Source organism: Streptosporangium amethystogenes (assembly GCF_000721075.1).
Lineage (GTDB): Bacteria > Actinomycetota > Actinomycetes > Streptosporangiales > Streptosporangiaceae > Streptosporangium > Streptosporangium amethystogenes.
The window spans coordinates 100291-114284 of sequence record NZ_JOEQ01000005.1 but is presented as its reverse complement, the minus strand read 5'-3'; the positions used below and the strand labels follow the sequence as shown (position 1 = coordinate 114284).

The 13994-nt window shown below is 69.5% G+C and carries 8 protein-coding genes; 2 read left to right on the top strand and 6 right to left on the bottom strand.

Annotated elements, in window-relative coordinates; all coding sequences use genetic code 11:
* Positions 1 to 45 precede the first annotated feature (45 nt).
* The 3 genes from IG98_RS54590 to IG98_RS50260 all read right to left on the bottom strand — a co-directional run bounded on the left by IG98_RS54590 (position 46) and on the right by IG98_RS50260 (position 3323).
* The gene (locus IG98_RS54590; RefSeq protein ID WP_030908051.1) at positions 46 to 2067 is read right to left on the bottom strand and encodes an nSTAND1 domain-containing NTPase; all 2022 of its coding nucleotides are present in this window, start codon (positions 2065 to 2067) and stop codon (positions 46 to 48) included.
* Positions 2064 to 2954: an SIR2 family NAD-dependent protein deacylase gene (locus IG98_RS0108405; RefSeq protein ID WP_245651495.1), complete on the bottom strand. Its 891-nt coding sequence runs from the start codon at positions 2952 to 2954 to the stop codon at positions 2064 to 2066. Before IG98_RS0108405 ends, IG98_RS54590 begins: the two co-directional genes overlap by 4 nt.
* Positions 2955 to 3164: 210 nt before the next feature.
* Positions 3165 to 3323, bottom strand: a complete 159-nt coding sequence (locus IG98_RS50260) for a hypothetical protein (protein WP_157594228.1) — start codon at positions 3321 to 3323, stop codon at positions 3165 to 3167.
* A 201-nt stretch (positions 3324 to 3524) separates the two neighbouring features.
* Between IG98_RS50260 and fxsT (IG98_RS0108395) the strand changes: the two genes are divergently transcribed.
* Positions 3525 to 6056: an FxSxx-COOH system tetratricopeptide repeat protein gene (gene fxsT, locus IG98_RS0108395; RefSeq protein WP_245651449.1), complete on the top strand. Its 2532-nt coding sequence runs from the start codon at positions 3525 to 3527 to the stop codon at positions 6054 to 6056.
* An 11-nt stretch (positions 6057 to 6067) separates the two neighbouring features.
* Here fxsT (IG98_RS0108395) and IG98_RS0108390 read toward each other — a convergent pair whose 3' ends face one another.
* Positions 6068 to 7372: an HEXXH motif domain-containing protein gene (locus tag IG98_RS0108390; protein WP_051751844.1), complete on the bottom strand. Its 1305-nt coding sequence runs from the start codon at positions 7370 to 7372 to the stop codon at positions 6068 to 6070.
* The gene (locus IG98_RS0108385; RefSeq protein WP_084195214.1) at positions 7369 to 8646 is read right to left on the bottom strand and encodes an FxsB family cyclophane-forming radical SAM/SPASM peptide maturase; all 1278 of its coding nucleotides are present in this window, start codon (positions 8644 to 8646) and stop codon (positions 7369 to 7371) included. The genes IG98_RS0108390 and IG98_RS0108385 overlap by 4 nt, the downstream gene beginning before the upstream one ends.
* Before the next feature lie 199 nt (positions 8647 to 8845).
* Between IG98_RS0108385 and IG98_RS50255 the strand changes: the two genes are divergently transcribed.
* Positions 8846 to 11320, top strand: a complete 2475-nt coding sequence (locus IG98_RS50255; RefSeq protein ID WP_030908038.1) for an FxsB family cyclophane-forming radical SAM/SPASM peptide maturase — start codon at positions 8846 to 8848, stop codon at positions 11318 to 11320.
* Positions 11321 to 11396: 76 nt separating this feature from the next.
* Here the strand turns inward: IG98_RS50255 and fxsT (IG98_RS0108375) are convergent, their stop codons facing one another.
* A complete protein-coding gene (gene fxsT, locus IG98_RS0108375; RefSeq protein ID WP_084195213.1) occupies positions 11397 to 13934 on the bottom strand; it encodes an FxSxx-COOH system tetratricopeptide repeat protein in 2538 nt (845 codons plus the stop codon).
* Between the last annotated feature and the right edge of the window lie 60 nt (positions 13935 to 13994).

Here is a 13994-nt window from a genome sequence, read left to right as displayed (position 1 = left end):
CCAGGGAGGTCCGGGCGACCGGGGCCCACGCGGCCACGCGAGTGCTCACGACCTGGCGACCAACCGAGCCGCTTCGGCCGCGAGATGGGCAGGGAGGGTGGGCGCCCTCGCCGTCCCCGCCCTCCGGGCCAGATCGGCCGCCGCCGAGGCGTCGCCGGCCAGAGCCTCGATCCGGGCGGCATACAGCAGCACCGGACCGTGATCTCCCACCTCGGCCAGCACAGCCCTGATCTCCCGCCTTGCCTCGGGGAAGCGCCCCAGCAGGGCCAGCGCGAGGGCGTGGGCGGCCCGGGTGGAGGGCCACTGCAGCGGCCTGACCCGGTCGAGGTCGCGCAACGCCGCTTCCGCCCGGCCGAGCCCGGCGAGGATCTCGCCCCGTGCCCGCAACGCCTCGGTGAGGTTTCCCTCCCTTCCCAGAACGTCGTTGAGAACGTCACGCGCCGCATCGGGATGGCCGTCGTACCAGAGCGCCCAGGCGAGCTCGGTCTGAATGCTCATGTCGTTGGGGATGCGGCGTATCGCCGAGTACAGCTCCCGCACCGCGACCGAGGGGCGCCCCTGGACCAGCCGCAGCCGGCCGATCCCGGCGAGCAGGCCGCCGACGGCCGACGTCGCCCCCAGCGTCTCGAAGAGGACCGCGGCGGTGCGGTAGTGCGACACGGCCTTCTCGAAGTCCTCCCGCCGATGCGCCACGTTGCCGAGAAAGGACTCGATCTCCGCGCGGATCCTGGTGTTGTCACCACACCGCTCCAGAGCCTCTTCGGCCTGCTTGGCGGCCAGCGCGAACTCCCCGTCGCGGAACGAGAGCTCGGCGGCCCGCAGGTAGTCGTCGGGAAGGGCCCGGCTGTCGGCCTGCACGACGAGGCGGTCGTTCTGCAGGATCGGCTGGATGAGACGCTCGTGCGACAGCTCGCACCAGCGTGTGCCCGCCTTGATGTCCTCACGCAGGATGTGGCGGTCCACCAGCGCCCTGACCACCGCGTTCGGCATGCCGGCGGTGACGGTCTCCCCCTGGTAGACGACCTCGCGGGTGCCGAGTTCGGTGATGAAGCAGCGGCGCAGCCAGCTTCTGAGCTCGGCGACGTCGTCACCGAAGTGGTCGTGGGCCACCTCGGCGATCATCCGCTCGGAGAAGCCGGTGAGGGAGCGATCGGCGTTGGCGAACCTGCGGACGTGGTCCAAGGAGATGACCCGCACGTCCTCGGGCAGGGAATGCCACATGGCCGAGCACACGACCTGCAACTGGACGGGCTCGACCACCTTGGCGTCGGCGACGACCTCCTCGCCCAGTGCCCTGCCGACCCTGATCATGCGGAGATCGTCGACCAGGCCGCGCGCCGCGCCCGGGGCGAACGAGCGTCCCGTTCCCTCCAGCGGGCCCTCGGTCGCCCGGACAGCGGCGGCCGTGTCAAGGGCGGTCAGCGAGAAGCGGCTCCTGGCCATGCCCGCCAGCTTCGGCTCGTGGGGAAGGATCGCGGCGAGGTAGTCCTCGCGGATCGAGATGAGAAGGCGCAGGTTCGGGTCGTCGTCCAGCGCCTCGACGAGCTGGCCGATGAACCACTCCCGGTACGGCTGGCGATGGGCGAAGTCCCCGAAGAGCTCCTCGGCCTGGTCGATCGCGGCCAGGGTGAGGACCGGGTCGCCGTAGGGATCCTGGCGCGGCGGGCGCCGGCTGAGGAACTCACGGATCGTCAGCCCCGCCAGCCGGGTGGGCGTCTCGGTGGGAGACCACGACGACAGCAGCGCGAACACGTGCGGGTTGTGCCGGGAGAGCGCGGCCGAGGGGAAGGGCGAGCCGTGCGACACCCTGCCTATCGGCAGGACGTCGGTCCTGCCGATGTCCAGCAGCGGGAGCACGCCCGCCTGGATCAGCGAGGTCTTGCCCACGCCCGACGGTCCGTACAGCACGGTCAGGCGCCCGGCCTGCCACAGGTCGGAGACCTCGTACGCCTCCCTGTCTCGGCCGAAGAACTTGGCTCGGTCCTCGCGGCGGAAGGCCCGCAGGCCGACGTACGGCTGGCCGGCCTCGTCCGGCCGGACAAGGTCGGAGGTCACGTCAGAGGTCACGGCACCGGTCCCATCCGCCGGCGCAGCTCACGGCAGAACTCCTCCGCCGTCCCCCAGAAGATGGAGATCCGCCAGTCTTCGTAGTATCTGGCCAGCTGGCGCTGGACTTCCAGCACGTCCGCCTTCGTGCTGGCGAGCGAGGGGGCGAGCTGGACGCTCACGTGCCTGCGGCGGTTGATTCCGGGAACGGCTTTCAACAACCCATGGAAAAGCACACGAAACGTCCAGTCCTGCAGGCTGTATCCGATGAACAGCAGGGGCCTCCTGGTCAGCGCCGCGAGAATGGAGGTGGGCAGCATCCGCTGGCCGCCCGCGACACCGTCCACCGCGAGGTTGGTGAGAAACTCCAGATAGTCGTCCTCCGCCAGCACTATCGACGCCGGATCCTGCAGGCTGCCGTGCAGGTGGTAGATGAGCGGAGCCTCGGGTCTGGGATTCCAGCCCGCCTCGCTGCTGAACAGATCCTCGGCGTAGGCCAGCCCTTTGTTCCATGGACATACAGCCACATTCGGTCTTTTTCCCACGGCTTCGAGCGAGCGCAGGATGAAGTCGTCGTAGTTCGTCGTCAGATATACCGGAAGCGGGAAACTCGCGAGCAGACCGTGCGGTTCCAGGGGGTCGAGGAAGTCGGGTGCGCCCCCGGCGTCGAGCTCGTCGCAGATCCGCCTCTTCACATATACCGAATCCCCATATCGCATCACCGCGAACTGCGTCACCCGCGGGAGATCATGGTCGTCGTCGAACGGATAGTCCCATCGGCGCGCCATGTCGCGGCTCAGCGCCGTCCCGGTCGGCAGAGTGCCCACGCACGCCCCGGACCCCAGGAACGGCGTGCAGTCCCCGCTGTTCAACTGGTCGAGCAGGCGTTCCCACTCGGCCTCCCCCATGTCATGCACGCAGGGCACCACCTCACGGGCAAGAGGTCCAATCGGATCATGGACTCGATGCCGTACGACTCTATTGGCATGGTCAATCCCTCCGGCGAGGGAAGGCACCTCTTGTCTCGCCGACGTTTGTCCCGACGGCACGCCCGGAGCAGGCGAATGATTCACGATCACCTTTCTGCCGTGACCCGCGTGAAACGGCAGGGTGACCGTTCAGATCGAGCTGGTGAATCCGGCCGTCGGCTCCGCCGTCTCCAGAAACAACGGCTCCAGCGCCCTCCGCAGGGAGTGGTCCTCGATCTCACCGAGCATCTCCAGGGAGAGGCCGCCGAGGTCGACGAAAATCTTTGATCTTGAGCCGTCATCGCGCATGCGCGCTCCCCTTACATCGCTCCGGATCCGGCCTCGACCACCATCCGGGTTTTGGGACGTCCTAAAAAATGCGAAACGACGTCCCTTTCGAAAGTCTCCAGGCCGCTTTCTTCTTACTATGCGATTCTGTAATACCCCACTCGCCGAATCAACCTTTAGGATGACCGTACGATCCCTTTGGCTAAAAAACGGAGGCCCGAGGTGGTGGAGCTTTCACACGCGGCGAACACGGTGCCGGAACGGCAGCCCGAGGTCTGGGAGAAGGTGCCGCCCCGCAACAGGAACTTCACCGGGCGAGACGACCTGCTCGTCAGGCTCCGCCAGGGCATCAGCACCGTCACCGCCGTCGTGCCCCAGCCCCAGGCGCTGCAGGGGTGGGGCGGTGTCGGCAAAACACACCTGGCCATCGAGTACGCCCACCGCTACCGGTCGCACTACGACCTCGTCTGGTGGATCCCCGCCGACCAGCGCGTGCTGGTGCCGTCCGCACTGGCCGCGATGGCACCCCACCTGGGGCTGCCTCCCGCCTCCGCCACCGGTGTCGAGGAGGCCGCCGAGGCCGTGCGCAGGACGCTGCAGAACGGCAACCCCTACCGCCGCTGGCTGCTGATCTTCGACAACGCCGAGGATCCCGGACAGGTCGAGGAGTTCATCCCGCGCGGGCCGGGTCACGTCCTGATCACCTCGCGCAACCCCAAGTGGGAGGACCACTTCGAGACCCTCCAGGTCGACGTCTTCACCCGCGAGGAAAGCGTGGCGTTCCTGAAGAAACGCCTGCGCCGGGAGGTTCCCGACGACGACGCCTCGCGGCTGGCCGAGCAGCTCGGCGACCTCCCGCTGGCTCTGGAGCAGGCCGGCGCGCTGCAGTACGAGACCGGCATGTCCGTCGACGAGTACCTGGAGCAGCTCAGCGAGCAGGCGAGCAGGCTGCTGGGCGTCAACAGGGCACCGGGGTATCCGCTGTCGATGACGGCGGCCTGGAAGGTGTCGGTGTCGCTCCTGCAGGACCGCCTTCCCGAGGCCATCACGCTCCTGCGATGCTGTGCCTTCTTCGGCCCCGAGCCCATTCCGCGCGACGTCTTCCGCAGGGGCAACAAGGCCGTCGTCCCCCGGCTCAGCAAGATCCTTTCTGATCCGATCCTGCTCGCCACGGCACTGAGCGAGCTGAGACGCTTCGCCCTGGCCAGGATCGAGCCCACCACCCGCACGATCCAGGTTCACCGGCTGATCCAGGCGCTGCTCCGTGACGACCTGCCCGAAGAGGATCAGACGGACATCCGGCACGAGGTGCACGTGCTGCTGGCCGGCAGCGCCCCGAACGACCCCGACGAGACCGACAGGTGGCGCAGCTTCGAGGAGCTGGTCGCGCACGTCACCCCCTCCGGTCTGGAGGAGTGTACGGACCCCGCGGCCAGGCAGTTCGCCCTCAACGTGGTCCGCTACCTGTACACGTCGGGCAACTACCAGTCGGCCCACTCCTTCCTCACCAGCTTCATCAGGAGATGGAGCGAGGTCAGCGGGCCGAAGCACCTGGACGTGCTCGTCGCGCACCGGCACCTGGGCAATGTCCTGCGGGCGCTCGGCCAGTACGCCGCGGCCTACGAGGTCGACCACCAGACCCTCGACGACATGCGCGCCATCCTCGGTCCCGACCACCGCGAGACGCTCCTGACGACCAACGGGTACGGGGCCTCCCTGCGGGCCCGCGGCGACTTCGCCGCCGCCCGCAAGCTGGACGGCGAGTCCCGGGACGCCCACATCGCCAACCGGGGCCCCAGCGACCCCGCCACGTTGCGCGTGCTCAACAGCCTGGCCCTCGACTACGCGCTGACCAGTGACTACCAGGCGGCACGACGGTTGCACCAGGAGACATACCTGGAGATGAGCGACGCGATGGGGGGCATCGGCAAGAGCACCCTGCTGCTGTCCTGGAACGGCCTGGCCAGGGCGGTACGGCTCTGCGGCGACTACACCGAGGCCTGCGACCTGGGCGAGGAGGCCTACGCCTACGGTGTCCAGGAGCTGACGCTCGACCATCACTTCACCCTGCTGACGGCCAAGGACCTGTCGATCGCGAAGCGCCGGGCCGGAGAGATCTCCGAGGCGCTGGACCTCGCGCGTGACACGCACACCCGGCTCCAGCGGCTCTTCGGAGACGAGCACGCCGACACGATGGCGGCCGCGATCAACCTGTCCAACTCCCTGCGGGTGACCGGCGAGCTTGAGGAGTCGTTCGCGATAGCGAACAGGACGGTCGCACTGTATCCCCGGGTGTTCGGCGAGGGGCACCCCTACGGCTTCGCCTGCGGCGGCAACCTGGCGATCCTGCACCGCCTGCGAGGCGAGGTCGAGACGGCCCGCCGGCTGAACGAGCAGGCGGTGCGCGGCCTGATCGCCAAGGTCGGCAGGGAGCACCACTACCCGCTGACGTGCGCCATCAGCCTCCAGACGGACCTGGCGATCCTGGGAGAGTTCACCCAGGCGTGCGAGCTCGGCAGGGAGACGCTGAACAGGCTGCAGAAGCTCTTCGGCGAGAACCACTTCCTGAGCCTGGCCTGCGCCGGCAACCTCGTCCTCGATCTGAGAGCCGCCGGCGCGGAGAAGGAGGCCGAGCTGCTGTACCACGACACGATGCGGCACTATGAGCGTCCCCTGGAGGCCGGCCACCCCGACGCCATCCTCGCGAGTGAGGGCCGACGCATCGACTGCGACTTCGACCCCCCGCCGATCTGACCACGCCGAGGTCAGGTGTTGCGCCTCCGCCAGGCGTCGAGGTGCCGCTCCGCCTCGCGGAGGGCCTGTGCCTCCGCGAGGTCGTCCACCGGTTCGGCGGCGCACTCTTCGAGGGTTCTCCTCATGCAGGCCACGAACTCCTCTCCGCGCTCGTTCAGGCTCCCGCTGGCCAGCAGCGTGCCGGTGACCTGGTAGGCGCCCCGCCTCCACCGGGCGAGTTCCACGCGTGCCCGGAACGCCTCGGCGTCCCGCTCGAACCTGTGCTGCCTCCGCCAGAACTCCGCCACCCCGAGATAGGCGTACGAACCCTGCAGCAGGCCATAGGCGGGGCGCGGGTCGTCCCGCCAGGGCGCGTAGTAGCGTCTGCCGTCGTCCGGCAGGGTCAGCGGGATCACGTCGGTCAGCGCCGTCAGCTTCGCGTGCTGGATCTCGTGCGCGAGCGTGGCGGCGAGCCCCAGGCCGTGCCACGGGTCGGACATCGCGACGGTCCCGAACGCCTCGCGGGTCGAAGCGCTGTTCTGCCCCCTGTCCGGCGCCTTGACGGGGGTGAGCACCGACACCGTGGAGCTCACCTCCTCCGCCACGTGCCGGTGGTGGGCGGTCAGGACGCGCCACGCGTCGTCCAGGTGCGCCCGCCACGCGCGGAGCCGCTCGCGGCCGAGCCGCGGCTCGGTGACCCCTTCCACGGGCCACCGGTACGGGTCGAGGTCGTCGACGACCAGGTCGAACCCCGGGATCACCGACCAGCCGCGCAGCGCCTGCCAGCCGGGCCGGTCGCCCGGGGGGGCGACGCGGACCGTCAGGCCGCCGGCGTCGAGTTCGGCGCCGTCCCCGTCCGGCCGCACCTCGACGTCGACCGTGGCCGGCGCGCCGGCGGGGAGAGTGAGGCGCCCCAGGGACGGCAGCATGATCGTGCTGTCGCGGACGGGCAACCGGACCCGGCACCGGACCCGGGCCCGCACCGCGACCACCACGGCCAGTGCGCCCAGCTGCGCGGGATCGTCGCGGCTGTCATCCCCGCTCCGCAGGGACCGGTAGGTCCGCCACGCCCACGCCCCCACCGCCGGATACCTCAGCAGGCGCTCGACCTCCTCGTCCGCCTGCCCCTCCAGTTCGGACAGCAGGCCGTAGGCGCGCATCGCCAGGGCGGCGCCGGGATGCCCGGCCGACCGCGCCTCGCCGACGACACCTCGCACCAGCACCCTGTTCCTGGCGCGCTGCGCGGTCCGCAGCTCGGCCACGGCGCCGGCACCGCCCTCACCGACCGCCAGCGTGAGAAACGTCTTGTCGGACACCTGCTGCGAACCGTGCCTCATCGGCTTCCCTTCAGCCTGGCGACATCCCGCGCGAGCCGGGTGCGGATATGGGTGATCAGCCGGTACAGGTCGGGGCAGTAGACCGAAGGTCCCAGAAAGCCGGCGGCCTCGCTGTACCTGTGCGCGTACAGCCCGCCGCCGCAGACCGAGTGGATGTCACAGGCCAGGCAGACGGGTGCCAGCGCGAGCTCGCCGATCTGCCTGGCCGCCATGGACGGGTGGGTGAGCGCGGCGTCGAACGAGTCGCGGAGCAGGTGCAGGCGGGTCGCGGCCGCCCCGTGGTAGCTGGACTTCAGGATGTCCGACTGCTCGATGCTGCCGTCGGTCTCCACGACGGCCATCCGGGCGGGTGAGAGTCCCACGGTCTCGCTGCGCGAGGCGCCTCCCGTCAGCAGGCGCATGATCTCGCGGAACAGCCGGACCTCCGTCTGGTCGGCGACCGATCCGTACCAGCGGTCGAAGATCGGGATGAGCCAGTCGGCGTACGGCGTCACCCCCGCCTCCGGAACGCGGAAGGGCGGCGGGGTGGACCAGTTGCCGTGCGGGAGCAGGAAGTCGACGGCCGGGGGATCGAACTCCAGAAGCGCCTCGTAGGTCGCCAGCGGATCGTTGCGGACGTCGATGGTGCACAGCAGGCCGCTGAACAGGTGGTGGAAGGGGCCGCCGGTCAGCCTGCGGAGCGAGGCCGCCACCTTCGCGTGACTTCCCCTGCCGTCCGCGTGGCGCCGATGCCGGTCGTGACCCTCCGCGTAGCCGTCCAGGCTCACCCCGACCCGGATCTCCAGGCTGTCGAAGAGCCGCAGGTAGTTCTCGTCCAGGCGCAGCCCGTTGGTCTGCACGCCGACATGGACGCGGGTCCCGACGTCGGCGGCGGCCCCCCTGATGGCGCGCACGGCGTAGGAGATGAGATCCGGCCCGGCCAGAAGGGGCTCACCGCCGTGCAGGACGACCTCCACCTCGGCCAGCTCGTGGGTGAACGCGTGCTCGGCTATGCGCTTCGCCGTGCGGTCGACGATCGCCTCCGACATGCGCCTCGGCTGTGCCCTCCAGGACTGGTCCGCCATCTCGTAGACGTAGCAGTGGCGACAGGCGAGGTCGCACCTGCTGTGGATCTTCAAGATGAACTGCCGGAAAGCCGCCGGTCGCCACCCTGATTCCAGCAATCCCCTGACATCGAGCGTCGCCGGGAACACGCTTCTGGGTGACGGGATTATGGGGTCAAGTTTCTCAGGCAAACGCGGCACACCTCTCTTGCGCCATTTCCTATCTGGCATGAGTTTTCCCAAATAGTCAAGTTCCAGGCTTACAAATAGTGGGCTCCGCGACATGGCCGAAGGGTTTCATCCGTCTCTGGAACGGCGGCCGGCCATCATCTATCGTGGAAGCATCTTTCGGGCATCACATAACGTGGTCTCATCAGGGGGCTGATCAGCGGTGCGCGAGTGGCCGTCGACTCTCGACATCGGCAGGCTGATGGCCGACGGCTGGAGGCCGACGCCGTTCCGGCAGTTCATCTTGAAGATCCACAGTAGGTGCGATCTCGCCTGCAAATATTGCTATATGTACGAAATGGCCGATTCGTCGTGGCTGACACGCCCGAAACAAATGTCACGGGAGATCGTCGCCGCCACCTCCGCGAGAATCGCCGAGCACGCCCACCGTCACGGCCTGCGCGACATCGAGATCATCCTGCACGGGGGCGAGCCACTGCTCGCCGGCCCCGAGGCGATCCGCGAGACCGTCACCCGGATCCGTTCGGCGGCCGCCGGCACCCGGGTCAGGGCCAGCCTGCAGACCAACGGGCTGCGCCTGGACGAGAGCTACCTGCGGCTCCTCGACGAACTGGACATCCGGGTCGGGGTGAGCCTCGACGGTGACGAGACGATGCACGACCGCAGCCGCAGGCGCGCAGGCGGCCGCGGCAGCCATGCCGAGGTGTCCCGAGCCCTCCGGCTGCTGACCTCGCCTGCCTTCAGGCATCTCTTCAGCGGCCTGCTGTGCACCGTCGATCTCAGAAACGACCCGATCGGGGTCTACGAGGCGCTCCTCGCCTTCGATCCCCCGGCCGTCGACTTCCTGCTACCGCACGGCAACTGGTCGGCGCCCCCGGCCGGCCGGCTTCCCCACGAGGAGACGACACCGTACGCGGACTGGCTCATCCCGATCTTCGACCGGTGGTACGGCGCGGCGCGCAGGCCCACCCGGGTCCGGATGTTCGGCGAGATCATCCACGTGTTGCTCGGCGGTTCGTCGTCGAGCGAGCAGATAGGCCTGTCCCCCGCGGGGATGGTGGTAGTGGAGACCGACGGCGGCATCGAGCAGTCGGACGTGCTGAAGTCGGCCTACCAGGGAGCCCCCGAGACCGGGCTGCACGTGACACGTGACTCCTTCGACGACGCCCTGCTCCTTCCCTCGATCGCCGCCCGCCAGATCGGCGAACTGGCCCTGTGTCCCACCTGCCGGGCCTGCCCGGTGTCACGGATCTGCGGAGGGGGGTTGTACGCCCACCGCTACCGCTCCGGCCACGGTTTCGCCAACCCCTCCGTCTACTCCCCCGACCTGCTCCGACTCATCAAGCACGTCAAGAGCACTGTCGAGGCCGATCTGCCGGCTCGATCGAAACGACGGGGAAGGGACACGATGAACCTGCGTGAGCACCGGATCACGGCCGGGGTGTTCTCCAAGCTCGCCGCCGGCGGTGGCGGCGCCGCCGCGGTCGCCAGGCTCTCCGCGGCGCAGCACAGCAAGCACGTGCTTCTCGTACGGGGAGTGCTGGAGGCCGCGCGCGCGAACGGCCACCCGGACGCCGCCGTCACCCGCCGTGCCTACGACCTGCTCGCCACGGTACAGCGCCGTCATCCCGGCGCCGTCGACACCGTTCTGCGCCATCCCTCGGTGGGCGCCTGGGCGCGGCGGACGGTCAAGATGCTCGACGCTCACGCCGAGGACGCGGCACCGGGGCAGCTCGCCGCGCTCGCCGCCGCGGCGGCGATCCGCTCGGGCACGGCCTGCGACATCGACGTGCCCGCGGTGGAGGGGGTCGTCACGCTGCCCTCTCTGGGCCAGGCGATCCTGTCGCCGACCGTCTCGTGGGCCACGGTGGAGTGTGCCGAGGGCGGTGCCGAGGTCACCGCGGACGGGACCATCGTCACCGTCCCGCGCGATTCCGGCCGGGACGCCCCCGGCTGGAAAGGCCTGCGATCGCTCTCCACCGAGGTGGACGGCGTGCCGCTGCACCTGGTCATCGACGACCTCGACCCGTACCGGATGCCGGAGACCACGAACATCGGCGGGCGTCTGACCGAGGCCGAGACCGAGCGCTGGCAGTCGACGCTGGAGGAGGCGTGGCATCTGCTGGTGCGCCACCACCGCGCCGTGGCCGATGAGGTCGTCACGGCGATCACGGTCCTCACCCCGCTGGTCGCCCCGGCCCGGGGCCAGTCGAGCTCGACATCCGGCGAGACGTACGGTTGCGTGGCCCTGTCGACGCCGCCGGACGCCTCCACGTTCGCGGTCACCCTGACCCACGAGACGCAGCACGCGAAGCTCTCGGCCCTGCTCGACCTGATCCCCCTGACCCTTCCCGACGACGGCAGGCGCTACTACGCTCCCTGGCGCGAGGATCCCCGTCCCGTCCCCGGCCTGCTCCAGGGGGCCTACGCCTTCCTGGGCGTGGCCGGCTTCTGGATGCGCCAGCGCCACCTGGAGACCGGGGAGGCGGCCCTGCGCGCGAGTTCGGAGTTCTTCCGCTGGCGCGAGGCGGCCCACCTGGTGACCGGCACCCTGCTCGGCAGCGGGCGGCTGACCCCGGCCGGCGAGAACTTCGCGACCGGAATGGCCCTGCGCCTGGACCGCTGGGCACAGGAGAGCGTGCCGGCCCGCGCCCGGGCCCTGGGCCGCGCACGCGCCGACGACCACTACGCGCGCTGGCTCGAACGCAACGGTTAGGCCCTGCCCGCCGGATCTTGCCGTGGCGAGTGTCGGCCGGGCGTCCGCGGCGGGCAGGAGATCCAGGCGACAGGGTCTAGAGAGCGGGCGGGTCGAAGTCGAAGTCGAGCCGTTCACCGCGCATGGCGACCCTGGTGTCCGGATGGTCGTTGCCCAGCACCCGCTGGTAGCGCTCGAAGGTGTCGGCCTCCAGCGCCTGGGCCTCCTCGAAGGCCCCCTCCGCCCGCAGGTCGATGACCAGGTTGTTCGCGCAGGCGAGAGTGAGCGGGTGGTCCACCCCCAGCAACTCGCGCAGCTGGGCCAGCGTCTCCTGCCCCAGCCGCCTGGCACTGGGGGCGTCCCCCTGTGCCGCGAAGTCGCTGGCCAGGTTGATCGCACAGGTGAGGGAGTAGTGGTGCTCGCGGCCGAGCGTGCGGTCGAAACCCTCCAGGGAGCTCAGATCGAGCCGGCTCGCCTCCTCGATCTGCCCGTTGACCCGCAGCAGCAACGCCAGGTTCATGTCACAGCCGAAGGTGAAGGGGTGCTCGTCGCCGTACATGCGGGGATAGCGAGCCGTCACGTCCCGCAGCAGCTCCAGCGCCTCGGCGATCTCACCTCTGGTGCGTTGCGCGTTGGCCAGGCACAGTGCCGCCGCGAGCGTGTCGTGGTGGTCACGCCCGAAGATGCGCTCCTCTCGCTCGTACGTCGCCTGCGCGAGGTCGAACGCCTCGTCGATCTGCCCCACCCGCCGTTTGGCGATGGACAGATCCTTCGCCGTGCGCAGGGTCCAGGGGTGGTCCGGGCCGAGTTCCTGCACCCCGAACTCGTACGCGTCCTCGCCGAGGTCACAGGCTTCGGCGTAGTCACCTCTAAGCCGCACGATACGTGAGAGACCGTTGCCCGAGGTGAGGATGTTCTGTTTGCTGGATCCCGAGTCGGGACGGCGGTGCAGCCTGTAGGTGGTCTCCTGCAGCTCGAACGCCTTCTCGTAGTCGCCGAGCAGCAGATAGTCGATGGCGAGATTGTTCATGGCGCGCAGCGTCCGGTGGTGCTGGGGGCCGAACACGCTCTGGTGCCGCCGCAGCGACTCCCTGTCGTGCGCCAGGGCCGCCGTGAAGTCACCTCGCATCCGCAGGTCCCCGCCATGGCTGTTGGTGAGCAGGAGGGTCTCCACGTGGTCGGGTCCCAGGACCCTCCTCATCCGCGTCAGGGTCTCGCGGTTGAGTTCGAAGGAGGCCCGGTAGTCGCCGAGCTCGCGAAGGACGATGCCGAGATGCCGCTGCGCGGAGAGCACGTGCTGGTCCTCGTCCCCGCTGTCGGCCCGCCATCTGGCGATGAAGCCCTTGACCAGGTCGCTGGCTGACTGGTAGCCCCCGGACGAGTAGAGGTAGCGCACGACGTCGAGGGCGAAGCGACGGATGCGGGGATCCTCACCGGCCTCCACCATCGCGGGTGTCATGTGGCTGAGCAGCTCGGCGTAGCGCGGCCACAGGACGGTGTCGTCCGGAAGGCCCGGCGCCGCCGCGGCGAGCATGAGGTGCACCTCGTGCCGGAAGGACACGTGCTCCTCCCAGCCCAGCTCGGCACGGAGCAGTGCCTGGACCAGCCGGTGGACCTGGATGGTCCGGTTCTCCGAGTCGATCCGCGCCAGGGCGTATCGGCCCAGCTCCCTGATGGCCCGGCTCAGCAGGATCGGATTGTCGAGGAGCGGGCCAAGACGCGACCCGGCCGCGAGGTCGTCGGGAAGTGCCGCGAACACGTCACGGGGGATGGGGTCGGGTCCGAAGAAGGCGCAGCAGCGCAGGAGCTCCACGGCCTCGGGCAGCTTCGCCTTGAGCTGTGACACCGACAGCGACCAGGCAGCCGTCATGGACAGCGGATAGTCCGACGCCTTGTTGGCGTCGAGCAGCTGGGCCGTCTGCTCGTCGAGCAGCCGGAGATACTGCTCGACGGACATCCCGGTCTCCGTCTGCAGGGCTCCGGCCTGCTCCAGCGCGAGCGGGAGGTCGCCGAGCTGCTCGGCCAGCCGGTTCATGTCCTCCTGGCTGGTCGAGCCGGGGACCCTCCTGGTGAGGAACTCGATGCTCTCCGCCCGGCTGAAGACGTCGACGGGCACGGTGTCGACCACGCTCTGCCAGGCGTAGTTGCGTGAGGTGATCAGGACGTGCCCCGGGCCCCGGGGGACGATGTCGTTGATGTCCTCCGGCTGCTCGGCGTTGTCGAAGATGAGCAGCCACCGGGAGTACGGGTCACCGCGGCGCAGGGCGTCCAGCACGGCGGCGGACGCGTCCTCCACCCCCATCGCGGCGGAGGAGGGCACGCCCAGGTGCGGGGCGAGCGCGGCCAGCGAGGAGCGCACCAGCATCGGCTGGTCCGCGGGTATCCACCAGACCAGGTCGTACTCGTGCCGGAAGCGGTAGGCGTACTCGATCGCGACGTGGGTCTTGCCGACGCCGCCGAACCCGTGAAGGGCGTGCGGCACCACGGCGGTGACCTCGGACGTGACACCGGTGTGAAGCTTGTCGAGGAGGCCTTCACGACCTGTGAAGTTCTTGTTCTGCTGGGGGACCCTGCCCCAGATCTGGGGCTGGCGTCCCGGCAGGCGGGAAGTCCCCGAAGACTGTGAAATGGGCACGCGACGGCCTCCACTCGCCCGATTGGGAATCAGCTTATGGCTCCGGGCCTCCGCAAGCGC

What these genes read in the sequence shown, in the direction of transcription:
- IG98_RS0108405 (WP_245651495.1), bottom strand. Translation starts at nt 2,954, where the DNA reads ATGGGGGAGGCCGAGTGGGAACGCCTGCTCGACCAGTTGAACAGCGGG.
- IG98_RS50260 (WP_157594228.1), bottom strand. Translation starts at nt 3,323, where the DNA reads ATGCGCGATGACGGCTCAAGATCAAAGATTTTCGTCGACCTCGGCGGC.
- IG98_RS0108390 (WP_051751844.1), bottom strand. Translation starts at nt 7,372, where the DNA reads ATGAGGCACGGTTCGCAGCAGGTGTCCGACAAGACGTTTCTCACGCTG.
- IG98_RS0108385 (WP_084195214.1), bottom strand. Translation starts at nt 8,646, where the DNA reads ATGCCAGATAGGAAATGGCGCAAGAGAGGTGTGCCGCGTTTGCCTGAG.
- IG98_RS50255 (WP_030908038.1), top strand. Translation starts at nt 8,846, where the DNA reads ATGGCCGACGGCTGGAGGCCGACGCCGTTCCGGCAGTTCATCTTGAAG.